Here is a 22,004-nt window from a genome sequence, read left to right on the forward strand (position 1 = left end):
GGTCTATCGCGGTTCATCAACAAGCCTCCATCAAAGGGCGAGCTGGTACTGGAAGCGGTCGGCGCGGCTGGTCGATAACGACAGCTCCACCGGCCGTCCGGCCAGATCACGGGAAAGGGTTTGCACGCTAAGAAGAGGTGCGTGCCTGGGCATCAGCAGGCGCGCGGCCTCCTCACGGCTGGGCAGGCGTGCGCCGATCAGGCTGAAGGTGCGAGTCAGCGCCATGCCGCGCTGGCTGAGGTAGTGGCGCAGCGAGCCGCCCTGGTAGTCGGCGAGCAACTCGGTGTGTTCGGTACTGAAGGCATGACGAATCAGGCTGACCGGCTGGCCCTCGATCAGGCGCAAGGTGCTCAGTTCCAGCAGCTGCGCACCACTGGCCAGCTGCAGGTACTCGCGCTCCTCGCAACCGGCCGGGCGCAGGCGGCTTTCCAGCAATTGCGCCTCGACCTTGTGACCAAGCGCCGAGAGCGAGGCGCTGTAGGCACTGCCGGCCTGCATCGGGTAGATCAGCGGCTTGGCCAGCACCCGCGTGCCCTTGCCCTGCTGACGCAGCAGGCGGCCTTCGAGCACCAGTTCATCCACCGCGCGGCGCAGGGTGTGGCGGTTGACTGCAAAGCGCGCGGCCAGCTGCACCTCGGCCGGCAGGTAATCGCCAGGGCTCATGCGCTGCAGCTCATCGCGCAGCACTGCGGCCAGTTCGCGGTACAGCGGCTCGGATTGTCTAGACAAGTACATGGCTAATAAAGGGCATCCGCAGATGCCCGCTCTCCGTCAGATAAATTGCTTGCGCAGGCGTTGCGAGATGATGTCCAGCAGGCTGACCACCAGGATGATCACGATCAGCAGGGCGCAGGTCTGGGCGAACTGAAAGCCGCGAATCGCTTCCCAGAGAATCACCCCGATACCACCTGCGCCGACCATGCCAACGACAGTTGCCGAGCGCACGTTGGATTCGAAGCGGTACAGCGAGTAGGAAATCCACAGCGGCAGGACCTGCGGAATCACCCCGTAGATGACTTCCTGCAGCGCGCTGGCGCCGGTGGCGCGCACGCCTTCAACTGGACCTGGATCGATGGCCTCGACCGCCTCGGCAAAGAGCTTGGCGAGCACCCCGGTGGTGCCGATAAACAGCGCCAGCACCCCGGCAAACGGGCCCAGGCCAACCGCCACCACAAAGAGCATGGCGAAGACCATTTCATTGATCGAACGGCAGGCGTCCATCACTCGGCGGATCGGCTGGTAGACCCACCACGGCACAATGTTTTCCGAGCAGAGAATGCCCAGCGGGATAGCCAGAACAATCGCCAGCACCGTGCCCCACAGGGCGATCTGCACGGTGACGATCATCTCCTTGAGGTACAGCTCCCAGTTGCTGAAATCGGGCGGAAAGAAGTCCGCGGCAAAGGTCGCCATATTGCTGGAGTCGCGGATCAGCGCCAGCGGATTCATCTCCGCGCCCTGCCAGGACCAGGCCAACACAACGAAGAACAGCCCCCAGCCGATCAGCTGCAGCCAGGAACGCTTGGCGGTCAGGTCGGGCGTGGGTGCGGTGGTCAAAGTGGTCATAACAACATCTCGAATCAAGCGGCAGAAAGAACCTGCCCGGCAGGTGTGCCGGGCAGGGAGCAGCTATTAACCCGCGCTGGCAGGGCTTTGCTTGGCGATTTCAGCCATGCGCTTTTCCAGCTTGGCCAGCTCGGCATCCAGCTCCTTGAGCTGAGCCTGCTTGTCGTCTGCCTTGAGCTTGTCGTTGTTAGCGACTTCAGTGCGCTTCTTGAACAGTTCCAGCTGGCGGATCGGCAGCAGCTGATCGTCATCGGAGGCCTTGAACTTGGCCCACTGCAGGCCTTCCAGCACCTTCAGCTCGGCGGGCTTATCGCCGTAGGTCATAAAGAACTCGCGCAGCTTGTTCTTGGTGGCGTCATCAAGGTTCTTGCGCCAAACCATCGGGTCGGACGGGATCAGTGGCGAAGTCCAGATCACTTTCAGCTGCGCAGCCTTGTCCGGCGCGGTCACTTCCAGACGCTCCATGCCTTCGCTGTTGAAAGTGCCGATATCGACCTGCTTGTTCGCTACCGACAGGGCGTTGACTTCATGGCTGCCGTTGAGCGAACGCTTGAAGATCTTGTTGGCGTCGGCGTTGTTCTGGGCGAACACGTAATAGCCCGGTACCAGATAGCCCGAGGTGGAGTTCGGGTCGCCGTTGGCGAAGGTCAGGGTCTTGGCGTTTTTCAGCATGTCTTCGATCGAATTGATCGGGCTGTCCTTGTGCGCCACCATCAGGCTGTAGTAGCCCTGAGCGCCATTGGCAGCGACGGTTTGGGCGAAGATCTGGCCACCGGCACGGTCTACCGCTTCCATCGCCGCTTTGTTGCCGTACCAAGCCATGTCGACCTTGTCGAAACGCATGCCCTGGATGATCCCGGCGTAGTCAGGGGCGAAAAAGGCTTTGATCTTCAACCCAGTCTGCTGACTCATGTCCGCCAGAAAGGGGTCCCACATGGTTTTCAGGTTCTGCGACGACTCGGTGGAGATGATGCCGAAATTGATTTCCTGCTCAGCGGCCTGGGCGGTGCCCAGAACCGAACCGGCCAGCAGCGTGGACGCGACGAGAACGCGACTGATACGTTTGAACATGCAAAGCACTCCTAGTGCAGATGGACAGACAGGGGTTGGCATAACAGGGAAGCGACTCAGGCCTTGGCCAGGGTCAGTGGGACTTTTGCCTTAGGCGCACGGCGTGGCTTCTCTTCGGTTTGCGGCTCGGCTAGGAGCTCGGCACCGTAGAGATCGTTAAGGAAGTTGGGATGCAGCTCGGCGGCCGCGCCGTCGTAATGAATACGCCCCGCTTTCAACGCCACGGCGCGCTGGCAATAGCGCATGGCGTAATCAACCTGATGCAGGGTGACCACCACGGTGGTGCCGTCTTCACGGTTGATGTCGGCGAGAATCTGCATGACCTTGCGCGCTGACTCGGGGTCCAGCGAGGCAATCGGCTCGTCGGCCAGAATCACCTTGGCGCGCTGGCACAGGGCGCGGGCAATCGCCACGCGCTGCTGCTGGCCGCCGGATAAAGTCGAGGCGCGCTGCTGCGCCAGATCCGCCAGACCGACACGTGCCAACGCCTGCCGCGCACGCTGCTTTTCTTCGGCATTGAACAGGCCGAAGCTGCCTCGCCAGCGCGGCATGCGCCCCAGGCAGCCGAGCAGCACGTTCTGCATCACGCTAAGGCGGCCGACCAGATTGAACTGCTGAAAGATGTAGCCGATGTCGGCACGCAGACGGCGCACTTCGCCATTCAGGCGACCTGCAGCCTGCACTTCGCGGCCCAGCACCTGAATGCTGCCTCCGCCGCTACGGTCGCAACAGGCCAGGCCCGCCACATGACGCAACAAGGTAGACTTGCCGGAACCGGAGGCTCCAATCAACGCCACCATTTCACCGGGCTCGACGGACAGCGCCAGATCAAACAGCGCTTGCTTGCGGCCGAACGTCTTGTTCAGGCTCTCGACCCGGATCACTGCACTCATGGAATGCCTCCTTATTAAGGGTTACACCGCGGCGCGAAGCCGCCTTCTGGTGTAGACCAAGGTAGGCAAATCCTGTGTCAGGCCGATTAATGGGCCATGACACTTGCGTGACCATTGCTTTAACTTTCTCGCGCGCTCAGCCAGAAACCCTTGCTTTTTGCCGAATAAGGCGCATTTCTGATAACCGGTGCTGGCAAAAAGCCTGCACACCAGCCACAATTGCGCCACGCAATTGGCGTCAATTTAATGCCCTGCAAGTTATGAGGGTAATAATACTGAATAGCGTTCCGGCTGAACGGTTAGTGCTACGAGTGGTCAAACCGGTGACGACTCCATAGCTTATCGCCAGTATCGCTTTCCTAAACTAACCGGTTTAATGTACGCGCCCTATGAAACCAGCACTCTATTCCAGCCGTACCGCTGACAAATTCGTTGTTCGCCTGCCAGACGGCATGCGCGAACGTATCGCAGATGTCGCACGTAACCATCACCGCAGCATGAACTCGGAGATCATTGCTCGCCTCGAGCAAAGCATGCTCCAGGAAGGCTCTCTCGGTGATGACCTCAATATGCGCCTCGACAGCCCAGAACTGTCGTTGCATGAACGCGAGCTGCTGCAGCGCTTTCGTCAGCTGTCACGTCGCCAGCAGAATGCCCTGGTGGCATTGATTGCTCACGACGTCGAAATGGCCAACGAAGAAGCCTGATCCCAGGCCGCAAAAAAACCGGCCCCCAGCGGCCGGTTTTGTTGCATCTGCGATTTGCTTGAGCCGCCTACCGAGCGGCTTTTCTATGCCTATTTCGCGAGCCGCTGTTATTCAGCGCTGATAGACGCCGATAGATTCATGCCCCAAGCTCGCAGTGCGACCTTCACTCCATCCCTGAAACCAAGACATAAAAAACCGCCTCAATGAGGCGGTTTTTTAACATCGGCCCTATCAACCAACGAAGTTGAGCAACACCCCCGCCGCCACCGCCGAGCCGATCACACCGGCCACATTGGGCCCCATGGCGTGCATCAGCAGGAAGTTCTGCGGATTGGCCTCCAGGCCCACCTTGTTCGACACCCGCGCCGCCATCGGTACCGCCGAGACGCCAGCCGAGCCGATCAAAGGGTTGACCTTGTTCTCGCTGAACACATTCATCAGCTTGGCCATCAGCACACCCGCCGCAGTACCCGCGCAGAACGCCACCATGCCCAGGCTGAGAATGCCCAGGGTTTTCAGCTGCAGAAAGGAGTCCGCCGACAGCTTGGAACCCACGGTCAGGCCGAGGAAGATGGTGACGATATTGATCAGCGCATTACGCGAGGTATCAGCCAGACGCTCGACCACACCGCTTTCACGCAGCAGGTTGCCGAGGGCGAACATGCCCACCAGCGGCGCGGCATCGGGCAGCAGCATACCGATCAACACGCACAGCACGATCGGGAAGATGATCTTCTCGGTCTGCCCCACCGGACGCAGCTGCTGCATCACGATGGCGCGCTCTTCCTTGGTGGTCAGCGCACGCATGATCGGCGGCTGAATCAAGGGCACCAGCGCCATATAGGCGTAGGCCGCTACGGCAATCGGGCCGAGCAGATGCGGAGCCAGCTTGGAGGTCACGAAGATCGAGGTGGGGCCGTCTGCACCGCCGATAATGGCGATGGAAGCAGCTTCTTTGAGAGTGAACTCCAGGCCCGGGATACCCAGGGAGGTCAACGCCAGCGCGCCAAGCAGGGTGCCGAAGATACCGAACTGCGCCGCCGCCCCCAGAAGCAAGGTCTTGGGGTTAGCCAGCATCGGCCCGAAGTCGGTCATGGCCCCGACGCCAAGGAAGATCAGCAGCGGGAAGATACTGGTGGGCAGACCCACCTCGTAGATCATATGCAGGAAACCCGAGCCTTCTGCCATGTTGGCCACCGGGATGTTAGCCAGCAACCCACCGAAACCGATCGGCAACAGCAACAGAGGCTCAAAGCCTTTCTTGATCGCCAGATAGATCAGCAGGATGCAGACCGCCATCATAAACAGCTGACCCGGCTCAACGTGGTACAGACCCGTGCTCTGCCAAAGCTTGAGGAGCTTATCCATTACCGCGCTCCCTTAACCAATGGTCAGCAGGCTGTCGCCCACCGCCACCGCATCACCGACCTTGACGTTGACCGCACCGATGGTGCCAGCCTTGAACGCACGGATCTCGGTTTCCATCTTCATCGCCTCGAGGATGATCAACAAATGACCCTCCTCGACAATCTGACCCGGCTGCACCAACACCTTGAAGATATTGCCGGCCAGCGGCGCAGCCTGAGGCTCGCCGCCGCCCACAGGAGCGGCTGCAACAGCGCCTGCGGCCGACGCCGACGCGCCACCTACAGGCTTGATGCCGTCGATATCGCCACCCTCGTTGACCTGCACGACAAAGGACTTGCCGTTGACTTCAACGGTATAGACCTCAGGCTTGTCGGCTTCACGGGCGGGCTGCTCCTTGCCGGTCGGAGCCGGTTCGAAGGCCGCTGGATTACCGCGGTTTTCCAGGAACTTCAGGCCGATCTGCGGGAACAGTGCATAGGTCAGCACGTCGTCGATTTCATCGGCGGCCAGCTTGATGCCCTTCTCTTTGGCAATGCCCTTGAGTTCGGCAGTCAGTTTGTCCATTTCGGCTTCAAGCAGGTCGGCCGGGCGGCAGGTAACGGCTTCAGCGCCATCCAGTACGCGCGCCTGCAGCTCTTTATTGAAAGGTGCCGGCGCTGCACCGTATTCACCTTTCAATATGCCGGCAGTTTCCTTGGTGATCGACTTGTAGCGCTCACCGGTCAGCACGTTGATCACCGCCTGGGTGCCAACGATCTGCGAGGTCGGGGTCACCAGCGGGATAAAGCCGAGGTCTTCGCGTACGCGCGGGATCTCTGCCAGCACTTCGTCAAACTTGTCCTGGGCACCCTGCTCTTTTAGCTGGCCTTCCATATTGGTCAACATGCCGCCCGGCACCTGGGCGACCAGAATGCGCGAGTCGACGCCCTTGAGGTTGCCCTCGAATTTGGCGTACTTCTTCCGTACTTCACGGAAATACGCGGCAATTTCTTCCAGCAGCAGCAGATCCAGACCGGTATCGCGCTCGGAACCCTGGAAGATGGCTACCACGGATTCGGTTGGCGAATGACCGTAGGTCATCGACAGCGAGGAAATCGCGGTGTCGACGTTGTCGATGCCAGCTTCCACCGCCTTGACGATGGCTGCAGTCGACAGCCCTGCCGTGGCGTGGCATTGCATATGGATCGGGATCGACAGGGTCGCCTTCAGGCGTGTCACCAGTTCGAACGCGGTGTAGGGGTTGAGGATGCCGGCCATGTCCTTGATGGCTACCGAGTCGGCACCCATGTCTTCAATCTGCTTGGCCAGGTCGACCCACATCTCCAGGGTATGCACCGGGCTGGTGGTGTAGGAGATGGTGCCCTGGGCATGCTTACCCAGCTGCTTGACGGCCTTGAGAGCGGTCTGCAGGTTGCGCGGATCGTTCATCGCGTCGAACACGCGGAACACATCGACGCCATTGAACGCGGCGCGTTCGACGAATTTTTCCACCACGTCATCGGCGTAGTGGCGGTAGCCCAGCAGGTTCTGCCCGCGCAGCAGCATCTGCTGACGAGTGTTGGGCATGGCTTTCTTCAGCTCGCGAATACGATGCCAAGGATCTTCGCCCAGGTAGCGAATGCAGGAGTCAAAGGTCGCGCCGCCCCAGGACTCGACCGACCAGAAACCGACCTGATCGAGCTTGGGTGCGATTGGCAACATGTCTTCAAGGCGCACGCGCGTGGCCAGGATCGACTGGTGGGCGTCGCGCAGCACCACATCGGTAATACCGAGTGCTTGTTTAACGGCAGTCATACAGATGCTCCCTTTCGAACCTGACTCAACCGCGACGGGCGCGGTGCTGATTAATAGCGGATTGGATGGCGGCTAGCAGCTCGGCACTAGGCTCTTCGGCAGCATGCCGGGCAACCGGTGGCAGCGCAGCGGGTACAGGTGTTTTCGAGGCAAACAGCTCGATCAACCGTGACATTACACGGATCACCAGAACCAGCAGGACCAGAAAGAGAAATACGAAGCCCAGGCCGAAAAGCATGAGCTCGACACCCTCGAGCAGGAGTTCACTGGGGGTCATCTTGGCTCCCTTTGCCAGCAGCACTTTAGCTGCATTCATTATTGATAGGAGCGCCCGGGGATTGACCCCGGACAAAGCTGGCGAACCTTAGCTTGAAACAAGCGTTTGAAGCAAATCCAAGACAGGCTAATGGGACATTTTCTGACGAAAAAGCGTCACAAACCCTAACGAGAACTCCTAGAGCAGAAACAGACTGGCCAGTCCCAGAAAGATAAAGAAGCCGCCACTGTCGGTCACCGCGGTAATCATCACGCTGGCCCCCAGCGCCGGATCTCGACCCATACGCACCAGAGTCATGGGAATCAGCACGCCCATCATGGCCGCCAACAGCAGATTGAGGATCATGGCCGCAGTCATCACCACACCCAGGGACCAGCTGTCATAGAGCAGATAGGCCACTACGCCGATCACGCCACCCCAGACGATGCCATTGACCAGACCAACCCCCAGCTCCTTGCGAATCAGCCGTGAGGTGTTGCCGGTACTGACCTGATCCAGGGCCATGGCGCGCACGATCATGGTGATGGTCTGGTTACCCGAATTGCCGCCGATGCCTGCGACAATCGGCATCAGGGCCGCCAGCGCCACCAGCTTCTCGATCGAGTCCTCAAACAGGCCGATCACCCGCGAGGCCATAAAGGCGGTGACCAGGTTGATCGCCAGCCAGGCCCAGCGGTTGCGCAGGGATTTCCATACCGAGGCGAAGATGTCTTCTTCCTCGCGCAGACCGGCCATGCTGAGGACTTCGCTTTCACTCTCCTCACGGATCAGGTCGACCATTTCATCGATGGTCAAACGGCCGATCAGCTTGCCATTCTTGTCCACCACCGGAGTAGAAATCAGGTCGTAACGCTCAAAGGCCTGGGCGGCGTCGTAGCCATCCTCATCCGGGTGAAAGCTCACCGGGTCGGTGGCCATGACCTCGCTGACCAGCCGCTCCGGATCATTGACCAGCAGGCGCTTGACCGGCAGCACGCCCTTGAGCACGCCGTCGTAATCCACCACAAACAGTTTGTCGGTGTGCCCTGGCAGCTCCTTGAGGCGACGCAGGTAGCGCAACACCACTTCCAGGCTGACGTCTTCGCGGATGGTGACCATCTCGAAGTCCATCAGCGCGCCGATCTGGTCGTCCTCATAGGACAACGCCGAACGCACCCGCTCGCGCTGCTGGGCGTCGAGGGACTCCATCAGCTCATGCACGACATCGCGCGGCAACTCGGAGGCCAGGTCGGCCAGCTCATCGGCGTCCATGTCCTTGGCAGCGGCGAGAATCTCGTGGTCGTCCATGTCGGCGAGCAGGGTTTCGCGCACCGCATCGGACACTTCGAGGAGGATATCGCCGTCGCGCTCGACCTTGACCAACTGCCAGACCGTCAGACGGTCATTCAGCGGCAAGGCTTCGAGAATATGGGCTACGTCGGCGGAATGCAGATCGTCGAGCTTGCGCTGCAGCTCGGCGAGGTTTTGCCGGTGCACCAGGTTTTCCACCCGGCCGTGGTGCTGACCTTCCTGACGGTGGGTCAGGTCTTCGACCACTTTGTGCCGATGCAGCAGTTCGACCACCTGGGCCAGGCGGTCCTGCAGGCTTTCCTGCGGTTTTTTCGCTTCTACTTCAGTCATGGCGCGCTCCACCCCCAGCGGCGGCGCACGCCAAAGAGGGTCAATCAGTCAGTACGTGATTGCACAATCGAATTTCAGAGTAACTACTGGGTAAGTCCATGGTGGTGTCCCACAAGCCCCGGCGGGGCTGACGGGGCAAATGATAACACCGCGCCAACGCCTTGCATGCGACAAAAGCAAGGCCAGAACAAACGCTTGCGAGGCAAACCTGAATGCTTTTTGCAGCTCTGCAACTGCGACGCACCGGCACGCAGACAGGGCACCACTGGCAGATGCAAAAGCATCGACTAAGGTTGCACAGGTGAACGTCAAGGAGGACGCCCCATGCATGGACTGCGCTGCGCAGCTATCTGCGCCATTTTGCTTTGCCCTACCCCACTGCTGGCTTCCAGCGTATTTCGCTGCGAAGACGCCAGCGGCCATATCACCTATACCCTGCAAGGCTGCGCCGCTGGGCAGGCGCAATACCGTCAGGAAGCCCACAACCCGACGCCCGGCAAGGGCAAGGCAGTACCCCTGGCCAAACCGGCCAAAGCCAAGACCAAGCGTAAGTCAGCACAAAGGGATGCGCGCGAGGTGACAGTGGTGGGCAGTCGGGACGATGGCTGCGGCAACCACATGACCAGCAGCGAACGCCGCACGGCGATTATCCGCCAGCGGATAACCAGCGGCATGAGCCGCGCCGATGTGGAAAGCAGCCTGGGCAAACCCGACAGGATCACCCAGCATAACGGCCAGACCCGCTACCTCTACCGCGACAACCAGGGCAACAACCGCCAGGTCAGCTTCGACGATGCAGGCTGCGTCAAGGGCAAGCGCTAACCGCGCGCCTAGCGCCTGGGCAAACGCCAGACAAAGAAAAAGGGCCTGCATCGCTGCAGGCCCTTTTTTGTATGGTGCACTCAGGAGGATTCGAACCTCCGACCGCTCGGTTCGTAGCCGAGTACTCTATCCAGCTGAGCTATGAGTGCAGATGGCGCTTTTAAACCAGATCACCGCTGGCTGAAACAAAATGGCTTGCATCGCTGCAAGCCATTCCAAGTTGGTGCACTCAGGAGGATTCGAACCTCCGACCGCTCGGTTCGTAGCCGAGTACTCTATCCAGCTGAGCTATGAGTGCATGTAACCCGCGCACTGAAAGGCCTGAAACCGCCTTCTGTGATCGTTGCGATACGCTTTTCAGCCGCTACCGCTCTCTCACACCGGCAAAACCTTACAACACTAAATAATGGCGGAGAAGGGGGGATTCGAACCCCCGACACCCTTTTGAGATGTACTCCCTTAGCAGGGGAGCGCCTTCGGCCACTCGGCCACCTCTCCGCAACACGGGGCGCATGATACTCATCTTTGCCCCGTTTGCAAAGCCAAAATTTCGATAAAAATTAGTGGCTTGGTTCTTCGCCTTTCTCTTTCTGGATGCGCTGGTAAATTTCCTCACGATGCACGGCAACCTCCTTCGGCGCGTTAACGCCAATGCGCACCTGATTACCTTTAACGCCCAACACGGTGACAGTGACTTCGTCACCCACCATCAGGGTCTCTCCGACCCGGCGAGTCAGAATCAGCATTCCTTTCTCCTTACGGATAACAGTTCAGGACAACAACAGTCTGCAAAAAATAAAAGGGTTGCAGCTGCGTCCAGTAGACCCAGCCTTAACCTAAGTATTGACCAGTGTAGGCAGAAAGAAAGCCTCCACCCATGCCAACCAAAAGCAAAAAAGGCGCGGGTTGAACCGCGCCTTTCGGATAATGCCTCAATCGCCCTGACGGGCCGGGGCATCCAGTTCGAAAGCAGTGTGCAGGGCGCGCACCGCCAACTCCAGATATTTCTCTTCGATGACCACAGAGACTTTGATTTCCGAGGTGGAGATCATCTGGATATTGATGTTTTCCTTGGCCAGGGCCTCGAACATGCGGCTGGCAACCCCGGCATGGGAGCGCATGCCGACACCGACGATGGAGACCTTGGCGATCTTCACATCGCCGATCACTTCGCGGGCACCCAGTTCGCGCGCGGTGTTTTCCAGCACGGCCAGGGCAGCGTTGTAGTCGTTGCGGTGCACGGTGAAGGTGAAGTCGGTGGTGTTATCGTGCGAAACGTTCTGCACGATCATGTCCACTTCGATATTGGCGGCACTGACGGGGCCGAGAATCTTGAACGCCACGCCCGGGATGTCCGGCACGCCACGGATAGTCAGCTTGGCTTCGTCGCGATTGAAGGCGATGCCGGAGATGATCGGCTGTTCCATGGATTCCTCTTCATCAAGGGTAATGAGGGTGCCCGGACCCTCCTGAAAGCTGTGCAACACGCGCAGCGGGACGTTGTACTTGCCGGCGAACTCCACCGAACGGATTTGCAGCACCTTGGAGCCCAAGCTGGCCATTTCCAGCATTTCTTCGAAGGTGATCTTTTCCAGACGCTGAGCCTGGGGCACCACACGCGGGTCGGTGGTGTAGACGCCATCGACATCGGTGTAGATCTGGCATTCGTCGGCCTTGAGCGCCGCCGCCAGGGCCACGCCCGTGGTGTCGGAACCGCCACGGCCGAGGGTGGTGATATTGCCGTGCTCGTCGACGCCCTGGAAACCGGCGACCACTACTACACGACCGGCCTTGAGGTCGGCCCGCAGCTTCTGGTCATCGATCTGCAGGATGCGCGCCTTGTTGTGCGCGCTATCGGTGAGGATACGCACCTGGTTGCCGGTATAGGACACCGCCGGCACATCCAGCTTGATCAGCGCCATGGCCAACAGGGCAATGGTCACCTGCTCGCCGGTGGACACCATGACATCCAGCTCGCGCGGCACCGGCTGGCCATCGCTGACCTGCTTGGCCAGTTCGATCAGGCGGTTGGTTTCGCCACTCATGGCGGACACCACGACCACAATGTCATCGCCGTTTTCGCGGAATTTCTTCACCTTCGCGGCTACCTGCTGAATACGTTCAACAGTGCCGACGGAGGTGCCGCCAAATTTCTGTACGATCAAAGCCATTTCAAAGCCGCCTCAGCCCGTGAAGGGCGCCCATTAAACATACAACTCGATTGACTGCCAAGGGCCGCCGGGCGTAATGCCACCCCGCCATGCGCCCTCGGCCAGCCGCGATGCTTACAGACCCTGTTCGACGAAGCTCGTGGCCAGCGCCAATGCGCCGTCCAGCGCACCGGCATCGACGCCGCCGCCCTGAGCCATATCCGGACGACCACCGCCCTTGCCGCCGACCGCCGCAGCCGCCTGCTTCATCAGCTCGCCGGCTTTCAGCTTGGCGGTCAGATCCTGAGTTACGCCGGCCACCAGCACGACCTTGTCGTCCTGCACGCCGCCGAGCAGGATTACCGCACTGCCGAGCTTGTTCTTCAACTGATCGACCATGGCCAGCAGTGCCTTGCCGTCCAGACCATCGAGACGCGCACTGAGCACCTTGATGCCCTTGACGTCCACGGCGGAACCGGCCAGGTCATTGCCCGCCGCGCTGGCGGCCTTGGCCTTGAGCTGCTCCAGCTCTTTTTCCAGCTGACGGTTGCGCTCCAGCACGCCGGCGAGCTTGTCCAGCAGGTTGTCGCGGCTGCCCTTGACCAGCGCAGCAGCTTCTTTCAATTGCTCTTCAGCGCCATTCAGGTAGGCAAAGGCCGCAGCACCGGTGGCCGCTTCGATACGCCGCACGCCGGCTGCTACACCGCCTTCACTGGTGATCTTGAACAGGCCGATATCGCCAGTGCGCTTGACGTGAATGCCGCCACACAGCTCGACGGAGAAACCGCCGCCCATGCTCAGCACGCGCACCTGATCGCCGTACTTCTCACCAAACAGCGCCATGGCACCCTTGGCCTTGGCGGTTTCGATATCGGTTTCCAGAGTTTCCACTTCAGTGTTGGCGCGTACTTCGCGGTTGACGATGGTTTCCAGCTCTTTCAGCTGCGCCGGGGTTATGGCCTCGAAGTGGCTAAAGTCGAAACGCAGGCGCTGACTGTCGACCAGCGAGCCCTTCTGGGTCACGTGCTCGCCCAGTACCTGGCGCAGTGCGGCATGCAGCAAGTGGGTGGCGGAATGGTTAAGCGCAGTGGCCTGACGCACGCTGGCGTCGACCTCGGTTTTGACCGAAGTCCCAACGCTCAAGCCGCCCTTGGCCACGATACCGTGATGCAGAAAGGCACCGCCGGCCTTGGTGGTGTCGCGCACATCGAAACGCACGCCAGCACCTTCAAGGAAGCCGCTATCACCCACCTGGCCACCGGATTCGGCGTAGAACGGCGTCTGGTCGAGAACCACAACGCCCTCCTCGCCTTCTTTCAGGCTATCCACGGCCTGGCCAGCGGCAAACAGCGCGATTATCTTGCCGCTGCCGCTGGTGCCCTGGTAACCGAGGAACGCGGTGTCGCTGTCGACCTTGACCAGGGCGTTGTAATCCATGCCGAAGGCGCTGGCGGAACGGGCGCGCTCGCGCTGTGCCTGCATTTCGCGCTCGAAGCCTTCTTCGTCCAGGGTCAATTCGCGCTCACGGGCGATATCGCCGGTGAGGTCCATCGGAAAGCCGAAGGTGTCGTACAGCTTGAAGATCACATCACCCGGGATCACCGTGCCTTTCAGCTCGCTCAAGTCCTGCTCGAGGATCTTCAGGCCCTGCTCCAGGGTCTTGGCGAACTGCTCTTCTTCGGTTTTCAGTACGCGCTCGATATGCGCCTGCTGCTGTTTCAGCTCGGGGAAGGCTTCGCCCATCTCGGCGACCAGGGCGGCAACGATCTGATAGAAGAAGCTGCCTTTAGCGCCCAGCTTGTTACCGTGACGGCAGGCGCGACGGATGATGCGGCGCAGCACATAGCCGCGACCTTCGTTGGACGGCGTCACGCCGTCGGCGATCAGGAAGCCGCAGGAGCGGATATGGTCGGCCACCACCTTGAGCGAAGCCTGAGCCTCGTTGGCGCAGCCGATGGCCTTGGCCGCGGCATCCAGCAGGCTCTGGAACAAGTCGATCTCGTAGTTCGAGTTGACGTGTTGCAGCACCGCGCTGATGCGCTCCAGGCCCATACCTGTGTCCACACTCGGTGCCGGCAGCGGGTGCAGCACGCCATCGGCAGTCCGGTTGAACTGCATAAAGACGTTGTTCCAGATTTCGATATAGCGGTCGCCGTCTTCTTCTGGCGAGCCGGGCGGGCCGCCCCAGATATGCTCGCCGTGGTCGAAGAAGATTTCGGTGCAGGGGCCGCAGGGGCCGGTGTCGCCCATGGTCCAGAAGTTATCGGAGGCGTAAGGCGCGCCCTTGTTGTCGCCGATACGGATCATCCGTTCGGCCGGTACGCCGACTTCCTTGGTCCAGATGTCGTAGGCCTCATCATCGGTGGCATAGACGGTGACCCAGAGCTTTTCCTTGGGCAGCTTCAGCCAGTTGTCGCCGGTAAGAAACTCCCAGGCGAAATGAATGGCATCGCGCTTGAAATAGTCGCCGAAGCTGAAGTTGCCCAGCATTTCGAAGAAGGTGTGGTGACGTGCGGTATAACCGACGTTTTCCAGATCGTTGTGCTTACCGCCGGCGCGCACGCATTTCTGGCTGGTCGCGGCACGGGTGTAAGCGCGCTTTTCCAGGCCGAGGAAGCAGTCCTTGAACTGGTTCATCCCGGCATTGGTGAACAGCAGCGTCGGGTCATTGCCCGGAATCAGGGAGCTGGAAGCGACACGGGTGTGCCCCTTCTCTTCGAAGAAGCTCAGGAAGGCTTCACGGATTTCTGCGCTTTTCATAGGATCATCCACGGAAACAGGCGGCCACGGCAAAGCCGGCAAAGGGCCGCATTATATCGGGCCTGGGCTCGGGGGCTAGTGCCTTTATTGATAGACGGGAGCTATGGCAGCGCACGGGCGTTGTAGCGCGGTTTATTCAAGCAGCCAGACTTATAACCAGCCCATAACATGTAGGAGCCAGGGGGACGCCAAGTTCTTGCTGGCGATCATGCCGGCGCTATCGCCAGCAAGCTGGCTCCTACAGGGGCAGCCTCACCTAGCGCCGGAAGGCGGAAAACGCCTGAATCACCTGCTCGATATCCTCGGCACTGACATCCATATGGGTAACCATGCGTAAACGCGGCGCGGCGCTGAGTTTGATTGCGCGTTCGGCGCAGAAGGTTTTCAAGGCACCGGCGCGTTCGCCGAGCTGGGCGTAAACCATATTGGTCTGCACCGGCTCGACCTGATAGCCCAGTTCGCGCAAGCCAGAAGCCAGACGCTCGGCGTTGCTGTGATCCTCTGCCAGGCGCGCCACCTGATGCTCCAGGGCATACAGCCCGGCGGCGGCCAGCACGCCGGCCTGGCGCATACCGCCGCCGACCATCTTGCGCAGCCGCCGCGCCTTGCCGATCAGCTCGGCGCTGCCGCACAGCAGCGAGCCCACCGGCGCACCGAGGCCCTTGGACAGGCACACCGAAACCGAATCGAAATACTGAGTGATCTCCCGCGCCGGCACATTCAGTTTGACCGCAGCGTTATACAGCCGCGCGCCGTCCAGATGCAGGGCCAGGCCATGCTTGAGCGTCAGCGCACGAGCAGCCGCCAGGTACTCCAGCGGCAGCACCTTGCCCTGCATGGTGTTTTCCAGCGCCAGCAGGCGGGTGCGGGCGAAGTGGAAGTCGTCCTGCTTGATCGCGGCTTCGACCTTAGCCAGATCCAGCGAGCCATCGGCTTCGCCCTCGATCGGCTGCGGCTGGATCGAGCCGAGCACCGCCGCGCCGCCGCCTTCGTATTTATAGGTATGGGCCTGCTGGCCGACGATATATTCGTCGCCGCGCGCGCAATGAGCCATCAGCCCAAGCAGGTTGCTCATGGTGCCGGTGGGCACGAACAAGGCACTGGCAAACCCCAGCTCGGCAGCCAGGTGCTGCTCCAGACGGTTGACCGTGGGGTCTTCGCCATACACGTCATCACCCAGCTCGGCGGCCAGCATGGCCTCACGCATACCCGCTGTGGGTTGGGTGACGGTGTCGCTGCGCAGATCGATAACGGCCATGGCGGGCTTTCCTTGGTGTGAAAGTCGCGTAGCGACGCCTTCCTTGTGCCCTTCTCCCTGCGGGAGAAGGTGGCGCGTAGCGCCGGATGAGGGAAGCGGGCATGCCGCACTGGTTTTCCAGAACAGGGCTGCCGGTCGCGGCATGCCCGTTAACGTGGCGAAAGCCCCGATGCTAAAGCGCCGCGGATAAGCGAACAAGGTACAGATAGGGGCAACGGCACCAGGACAGATAGGCCGGGCATGGATCACGGCGACCCCGAATAAGCGCCAGCGCAATCCGGGTTACGGGTTAGCCGCGAGTCGTAGCCCGGATGAAATCCGGGGAAAGATTGTGTGGCCACCATCGCTTCCCGGACTGCATCCGGGCTACAGGTTCACGCGCTACTCACGCAAGCTGCACATCCTCGGCTGGGACGATAAGAATGCCGGCCCGCAGGCCGTTCTTCACCTTGGGGTTGGGGAAGATAATTCGCGCGCCGGCTTCATCCACCACCCAGCGGGTGCCGGCGATATCCTCGGCGAGCAAGTAGCCGACCGGCAATTCGCTGAAGTTTTCGATATCCGCCGGTAGGTGCAGCTTGAAAGCGTCGCTGTGCTTGATCACTTCGCGGGCCACGGCGAACAGCTTGAGGTCGCCCAGACCATCACCAGCGACCTCGGGCTCACGCCCTTCGATCAGCGCCTGCAGGTACTGCTCCAGCAGATCCAGGTTGACCAGTTCGTTCTGCCCAAACGGCCGCGCCTTGCCCAGTTCCAGGGTGAAGGCCTCGGCCCCCAGCTGCGCATAGGTGTAGGCACTGAAGGTAATCGAGCTCTTGTTGTGCAGCAGCACCGCCTCGATCCCCGCAGCGCTCAGGCGCGCCAGTTCACGCTGGCTGCGCGGCCGGCCTTCCTGATAGGGATAGAGGGCGAACTGCTCGATCTTCGACGCGCGAATGGCGGTGTGCAGGTCGTAATGCAGCTGGGTCCGCTCTGATTTGCTGAAAAAGGTCGCGGCCAGATGCTCCAGATCGCAGGCACGCAGGGCCTCGGGCCCGGTGTACTGGTCGTGGCGGCCGTTGAACAGGCGGTTGATGTCATGCTCGACATAGCGCTCGCCGCGGCGCATGGCCTCGGGGTTGCCGAACAGAAACAGAATGCGCGCCCGCGGCTTCAACTCGTTGCGGGCAATACCGCGCAACAGGCGGTCGAGTAATTCAATGGGGGCGGTTTCATTGCCATGGATACCGGCCGAAAGCAGCAGATCCTGGCCATTGTCGCCGGCCACCGGCGGCGTGATTTCCAACGCGCCTTCGGCCAGCCAACGCAAACGCGTGCCCTCGGGGGTCAGCTGAATTTTCGCTGCCGGCTCATGGCCGGCCAGGGTCATTTCAAGCAGTTTGCCGAGGGCAAGCATAGGAGTTACCTCAGTCGTGGTTACAGTCAGGACCATGCACGTGCTCGTCGTCTTCATCCAGGCCAGCCGCTTCCATCTCCAGCTCCAGGCTGACCAGGTTGGTGGCCAGGGGGCGCAGTAACAGGTTGGCGTATTCGGCAGCGCCCTCCTCCACATCCACGCCAATCATCAGCTGGTTGTTGCCAACCTGCTGGAACCAGATTTCCTGGCCCTGCCAGATCACGGCAAAGCGCGTGCAGGAGGTTTCCAGCTGGGTGCCGTCGGTGTCTTCGAGGATCAGTTGCAGGGCGTCGCTCATAAAATCTCCACAGGTTTGGACGTAGGGTGGATGGCGTTTTTACATCCACCGGTGGATCGATAAAGCGTGATCCACCCTACTTAAGCTAATTGGAAGGGATAAACCGCGCCCAGTTTAAGGATCTGGGTCAGTTCGTCCAAGGCCGTGCGGCATTCGTTAAGCAATTGTGGATCAGCCAGGTCGTTTTCGCTCAGGCGATCGCGGTAATGCTTGTCGACCCAGAGGTTCAAGCTGTCGTGCAGGGTCGGGGTCATGATCACGCCCTGATTGACCGCCGCCAGTTCGTGCTCCTTGAGCGCCACGCGCAGGCGCAGGCAAGCCGGGCCGCCGCCGTTCTGCATGCTCTGCTTGAGGTCGAACACCTTGACCTCGCGGATCGGCCCGCTACCACTGGTGAGTTGCTGCAGGTAGCTCCACACATTGCTGTTGTTGCGACACTCTTCCGGCACGATCAACAGCATGCCGCCATCGGCGCGGCTCAGCAGTTGGCTGTTGAACAGGTAGGAGCGCACCGCATCTTCCACCGTGACCGCTTCGCGCGGCACGCACACGGCCTGGAAATTGCCGCCACGGCGGGCGAGCTTGGCACTCAGCTCGGCCAGCACCTTGTCGGTGTCGAGGAAGGCGTCCTGGTGATGGAACAGCACCTCGCCATTGCCCACGGCGATCACATCGTTATGGAACACGCCCTGGTCAATCACCTCGGGCGTTTGCTGGGCGTAGACCACGCCCTCCTCGCTCAGGCCATGCAAGCGCGCGACCGCCTGCGAGGCTTCCAGGGTCTGCCGCGCCGGGTAGCGCCCCGGTTGCGGAAAGCGGCTGTCGAAGGCGCTGCGACCGAATACGAAGAACTCCACGCCGGCATCGCCATAGCCCTTGCAGAAACGCGTGTGGTTGGCCGCACCCTCGTCGCCGAATTGGGCCACCGCCGGCAGCGCGGCGTGGTGGGCAAAGTGCTGCTCGCTGGCGAACATCGCTGCCAGCACGCGGCTGGTGGTCGGGTGTTCGATGGAGCGGTGGAACTTGCAGTTGAGGTTGGCGGCGGTGAAGTGCACGCGACCGTCAGCGGTGTCGGCGCTGGGGCTGACGGTGCAGGCGTTGGCGGTCCACATGCTGGATGCCGAACAGCTGGCCACCAGCAAGGGCATGGCCTCTTTCGCCACCTTCTGGATCACCTGAGCGTCAGTGCCGGTAAAACCCAGGCTGCGCAGCACGGCGACGTTGGGGCGCTCCTGCGGGGCCAGTACGCCCTGCTTGAAGCCCATTTCCATCAGGGCCTTCATCTTGGCCAGGCCCTGCTTGGCCGCCTCTTTTGGATTGGACGCCACCTGGCTGTTGCTCTGCGAGGCCACGTTGCCGTAGGACAGGCCGCCGTAGTTGTGCGTTGGCCCGACCAGGCCATCGAAATTCACTTCAAATGCAGTCGCGTTGGATGCGTGGCTCACAGGCTTACTCCGGGAGTCAGGGTGGCGGGCAGGCTCAGGCTTTCGACTTCCAGCGAGGCCACCGGGTAGGCGCAGTAATCCGCCGCGTAATAGGCACTGGCGCGATGGTTGCCGGAGGCCCCCACGCCGCCGAAGGGCGCGCTGCTGGCGGCACCGGTCAGCTGCTTGTTCCAGTTGACGATGCCGGCGCGGCTTTGCAGCCAGAACTGCTCATAACGCGCCTTGGAGTCGGACAGCAAACCGGCGGCCAGGCCGTACTGGGTGTTGTTGGCTTCGGCGATGGCCGCAGCGAAATCGGCATAGCGAATCACCTGCAGCAGCGGGCCGAAGAATTCCTCGTCGGGGCGATTGGCAATGGCGCTCACGTCGATAATGCCCGGGGTAAGCAGGGCCGCATCGGCTTCTGGCTGGGTCATCGTCAGCAATGCGCTGGCCCCCTGGGCCAGCAGTTGGGCCTGGGCCTGGATCAGCTGCTGGGCCGCCGCCAGGGAAATCACCGAGCCCATAAAGGGCGCGGGCTGCTCATCGAAACGACCGACCCGAATCTGCGCGGCGACCTGTACCAGGCGCGCCAGCAGGGCATCACCCCACGCGCCCTGGGGCACCAGCAGGCGACGGGCGCAGGTGCAGCGCTGGCCGGCGCTGATAAAGGCCGACTGGACGATGGTGTAGACCGCGGCGTCGATATTCTCGACCTGATCGACGATCAGCGGGTTGTTGCCGCCCATCTCCAGGGCCAGGATTTTCTCCGGGCGACCGGCGAACTGGTTGTGCAGCAGGTTGCCGGTGCGGCTCGAGCCGGTGAAGAACAGGCCGTCGATGCCCGGATTGGCGGCCAGGGCCACGCCGGTTTCCCGCGCGCCCTGCACCAGATTGAGCACGCCCGCCGGTAGGCCAGCGTCGATCCAGCACTTGAGCGTCAGCTCGGCGACTTTCGGGGTCAGCTCGCTGGGCTTGAACACCACGCAATTGCCCGCCAGCAGCGCCGGCACGATATGGCCGTTGGGCAGGTGACCAGGGAAGTTGTAGGGGCCGAACACCGCCACCACGCCATGGGGCTTGTGCCGCAGCACGGCGGTGGCGTCGGCCAGGGGGCCGCTCTTCTCGCCGGTGCGCTCGCGGTAGCTCTGGATGGAGATGGCGACCTTGGCCGCCATGCTGGCGACTTCCGTGGCGGTTTCCCACAGCGGCTTGCCGGTTTCCTCACCGATGCAGTGGGCAAGTGCCTCGCCCTGGCTTTTCAGGCTGGCGGCAAACTGCTCGAGCACGGCAATGCGCTCATCCAGCGAACGCGAAGCCCAGGCCGGGAACGCGGCACGGGCGGCCTGCACGGCGGCCTCGACCTGCGCGGCGCTGGCAGCCTGGCCGTGCCAGATTACAGCCTGGCTCACCGGGTTCAGCGATTGCAGCGGTTCGCCCAGGCCTGCATGCCAGGCACCGGCGATGTAATGAGTGCTCATTTTGTTATATCACTCCCAGCAAGGTGTGGGCCCGGTCAGGCACCGGGCAGGTACTACGGGCGAGGCGCGCGTCAGGTCGCGCCAGGCTCAGAATCAGCCGCGAGCGGACAGCGGCACGGCGCGCACCTGGTCGCCGGCCGACAGCTGCAGACGCTTGGCGGTCTGCGCATCGACCACCAGGCTGCCAGCTGCCAAGCGCGCTGGCGCGGCGGTGATGCGACAACCTTCGCGCTTGCGGTTGTGGATCAGGTAGGCGGTGGCGTCATCGCCGGGGGTGCCGATGGCCAGAATCAGCGCCTGGCTGTCACGCACCGCGCGGATCTTCGCGGTTTCCGCCTCGATGGCCGGGCCGGCGTCGAAGATATCGACATAGCCCTGGTAGCTGAAACCCTCACCATTGAGCATGGCCAGGGCCGGCTCGGTGTCGGGATGGACGCGGCCGATGATGTTGCGCGCATCCTCCGAGAGAAAGCAGGTATAGAGCGGAAACTTGGGCATCAGCTCGGCGATAAAGGCCTTGTTGCCGACGCCGGTGAGGTAGTCGGCCTGGCTGAATTCCATCTTGAAGAAGTGCCGGCCGAGGCTTTCCCAGAACGGCGAACGGCCGTTGTCGTCGGACATGCCGCGCATCTCGGCGATCACCTTGTCGCCGAACAGCTCGCGAAACTCGGCGATAAACAGCAGGCGCGCCTTGGACAGCAAACGGCCGTTGAGCCCGCTGCGGTGATCGGCACGCAGGAACAACGAGCACAGCTCGGAGTTGCCGGTCAGGTCGTTGGCCATAAACAGGGTGGGAATCTGCCGATGGATATTCAGCTCCTTGGAGGCGCTGACGGTCAGACCGACCCGGTAGTTGTACCAGGGCTCGCGCAGGCCAACGGCCCCCGCCACCGCGGAGATACCGACCACTTCGCCGGCATCGTTCTCGAGCACGAACAGGTAGTCAGCATCGGCACGTTCGGCGCGGCCCTGAAAGGTTTTTTCCGCCCAGGCCACTCGGTGCGCCAAGCGCGCCTCGTTGGCCGGCAAGGTGGTCAGGCCGGCACCAGTGCTGCGGGCCAGTTCGAGCAAGGCCGGAAGATCGGCGCTACATACGGGACGAACGATCATGCACTCACT

General features: G+C 61.5%; 19 protein-coding genes and 3 tRNA genes. 2 read left to right on the forward strand and 20 right to left on the reverse strand.

Features of this window, described 5'->3' with window-relative positions:
- Nucleotides 1-30 precede the first annotated feature (30 nt).
- The 4 genes from phnF to phnC form a co-directional block, all read right to left on the reverse strand.
- The gene (gene phnF, locus VMP31_RS04995; RefSeq protein ID WP_325504686.1) at nt 31-735 is read right to left on the reverse strand and encodes a phosphonate metabolism transcriptional regulator PhnF; all 705 of its coding nucleotides are present in this window, start codon (nt 733-735) and stop codon (nt 31-33) included.
- 36 nt (nt 736-771) lie between these two features.
- The gene (phnE, locus tag VMP31_RS05000; protein ID WP_325504689.1) at nt 772-1,566 is read right to left on the reverse strand and encodes a phosphonate ABC transporter, permease protein PhnE; all 795 of its coding nucleotides are present in this window, start codon (nt 1,564-1,566) and stop codon (nt 772-774) included.
- Nucleotides 1,567-1,632: 66 nt separating this feature from the next.
- Nucleotides 1,633-2,637, reverse strand: a complete 1,005-nt coding sequence (gene phnD, locus VMP31_RS05005) for a phosphonate ABC transporter substrate-binding protein (protein ID WP_325504691.1) — start codon at nt 2,635-2,637, stop codon at nt 1,633-1,635.
- 56 nt (nt 2,638-2,693) lie between these two features.
- Nucleotides 2,694-3,530: a phosphonate ABC transporter ATP-binding protein gene (gene phnC / locus VMP31_RS05010; RefSeq protein ID WP_325504693.1), complete on the reverse strand. Its 837-nt coding sequence runs from the start codon at nt 3,528-3,530 to the stop codon at nt 2,694-2,696.
- A gap of 389 nt (nt 3,531-3,919) precedes the next feature.
- Between phnC and VMP31_RS05015 the strand changes: the two genes are divergently transcribed.
- On the forward strand, nt 3,920-4,237 hold the full coding sequence (locus VMP31_RS05015) for an Arc family DNA-binding protein (protein WP_325504695.1): 318 nt from the start codon (nt 3,920-3,922) through the stop codon (nt 4,235-4,237).
- Between the two features lie 231 nt (nt 4,238-4,468).
- On the opposite strand, the gene VMP31_RS05020 is transcribed toward VMP31_RS05015, so the two are convergent.
- The 4 genes from VMP31_RS05020 to mgtE all read right to left on the reverse strand — a co-directional run bounded on the left by VMP31_RS05020 (nt 4,469) and on the right by mgtE (nt 9,296).
- Entirely contained in the window at nt 4,469-5,605 is a 1,137-nt protein-coding gene (locus tag VMP31_RS05020; protein ID WP_325504697.1) for a sodium ion-translocating decarboxylase subunit beta, read from the reverse strand.
- 12 nt (nt 5,606-5,617) lie between these two features.
- Nucleotides 5,618-7,399, reverse strand: a complete 1,782-nt coding sequence (gene oadA / locus VMP31_RS05025) for a sodium-extruding oxaloacetate decarboxylase subunit alpha (RefSeq protein ID WP_325504699.1) — start codon at nt 7,397-7,399, stop codon at nt 5,618-5,620.
- A 25-nt stretch (nt 7,400-7,424) separates the two neighbouring features.
- Nucleotides 7,425-7,676 carry an OadG family transporter subunit gene (locus tag VMP31_RS05030; RefSeq protein ID WP_325504701.1) on the reverse strand — a complete coding sequence of 84 codons (252 nt, stop codon included), beginning with the start codon at nt 7,674-7,676 and terminating at the stop codon, nt 7,425-7,427.
- A gap of 177 nt (nt 7,677-7,853) precedes the next feature.
- Entirely contained in the window at nt 7,854-9,296 is a 1,443-nt protein-coding gene (mgtE, locus tag VMP31_RS05035; RefSeq protein WP_325504703.1) for a magnesium transporter, read from the reverse strand.
- A 324-nt stretch (nt 9,297-9,620) separates the two neighbouring features.
- Here mgtE and VMP31_RS05040 point away from each other — a divergent pair, with 324 nt between their 5' ends.
- Nucleotides 9,621-10,118 (forward strand): DUF4124 domain-containing protein, encoded by a 498-nt coding sequence (locus VMP31_RS05040; RefSeq protein WP_325504705.1) that lies wholly within the window; start codon nt 9,621-9,623, stop codon nt 10,116-10,118.
- Nucleotides 10,119-10,190: 72 nt separating this feature from the next.
- On the opposite strand, the gene VMP31_RS05045 is transcribed toward VMP31_RS05040, so the two are convergent.
- The 12 genes from VMP31_RS05045 to astA all read right to left on the reverse strand — a co-directional run bounded on the left by VMP31_RS05045 (nt 10,191) and on the right by astA (nt 21,995).
- Nucleotides 10,191-10,267, reverse strand: a tRNA-Arg gene (locus VMP31_RS05045).
- 72 nt (nt 10,268-10,339) lie between these two features.
- Nucleotides 10,340-10,416 (reverse strand) — tRNA-Arg (locus VMP31_RS05050).
- Between the two features lie 109 nt (nt 10,417-10,525).
- Nucleotides 10,526-10,616 (reverse strand) — tRNA-Ser (locus VMP31_RS05055).
- A gap of 62 nt (nt 10,617-10,678) precedes the next feature.
- Nucleotides 10,679-10,864: a carbon storage regulator CsrA gene (gene csrA / locus VMP31_RS05060; protein WP_025165378.1), complete on the reverse strand. Its 186-nt coding sequence runs from the start codon at nt 10,862-10,864 to the stop codon at nt 10,679-10,681.
- Nucleotides 10,865-11,050: 186 nt separating this feature from the next.
- Nucleotides 11,051-12,289 (reverse strand): aspartate kinase, encoded by a 1,239-nt coding sequence (locus VMP31_RS05065; RefSeq protein ID WP_325504707.1) that lies wholly within the window; start codon nt 12,287-12,289, stop codon nt 11,051-11,053.
- A 114-nt stretch (nt 12,290-12,403) separates the two neighbouring features.
- Nucleotides 12,404-15,028, reverse strand: a complete 2,625-nt coding sequence (gene alaS / locus VMP31_RS05070; protein ID WP_325504709.1) for an alanine--tRNA ligase — start codon at nt 15,026-15,028, stop codon at nt 12,404-12,406.
- Nucleotides 15,029-15,284: 256 nt separating this feature from the next.
- Complete coding sequence (gene ltaE / locus VMP31_RS05075) at nt 15,285-16,286, reverse strand: low-specificity L-threonine aldolase (RefSeq protein ID WP_325504711.1); 1,002 nt, start codon at nt 16,284-16,286, stop codon at nt 15,285-15,287.
- Nucleotides 16,287-16,671: 385 nt separating this feature from the next.
- On the reverse strand, nt 16,672-17,682 hold the full coding sequence (gene astE / locus VMP31_RS05080; RefSeq protein ID WP_325504713.1) for a succinylglutamate desuccinylase: 1,011 nt from the start codon (nt 17,680-17,682) through the stop codon (nt 16,672-16,674).
- Nucleotides 17,683-17,692: 10 nt separating this feature from the next.
- A complete protein-coding gene (locus VMP31_RS05085) occupies nt 17,693-17,980 on the reverse strand; it encodes a topoisomerase II (RefSeq protein WP_325504715.1) in 288 nt (95 codons plus the stop codon).
- An 80-nt stretch (nt 17,981-18,060) separates the two neighbouring features.
- On the reverse strand, nt 18,061-19,425 hold the full coding sequence (astB, locus tag VMP31_RS05090; protein ID WP_325504717.1) for an N-succinylarginine dihydrolase: 1,365 nt from the start codon (nt 19,423-19,425) through the stop codon (nt 18,061-18,063).
- Entirely contained in the window at nt 19,422-20,885 is a 1,464-nt protein-coding gene (gene astD / locus VMP31_RS05095) for a succinylglutamate-semialdehyde dehydrogenase (protein WP_325504719.1), read from the reverse strand. The genes astB and astD overlap by 4 nt, the downstream gene beginning before the upstream one ends.
- Before the next feature lie 93 nt (nt 20,886-20,978).
- Nucleotides 20,979-21,995: an arginine N-succinyltransferase gene (gene astA / locus VMP31_RS05100; protein ID WP_325504720.1), complete on the reverse strand. Its 1,017-nt coding sequence runs from the start codon at nt 21,993-21,995 to the stop codon at nt 20,979-20,981.
- Between the last annotated feature and the right edge of the window lie 9 nt (nt 21,996-22,004).

Origin of the sequence: Pseudomonas sp., assembly GCF_035512415.1 — a bacterium.
Lineage (GTDB): Bacteria > Pseudomonadota > Gammaproteobacteria > Pseudomonadales > Pseudomonadaceae > Aquipseudomonas.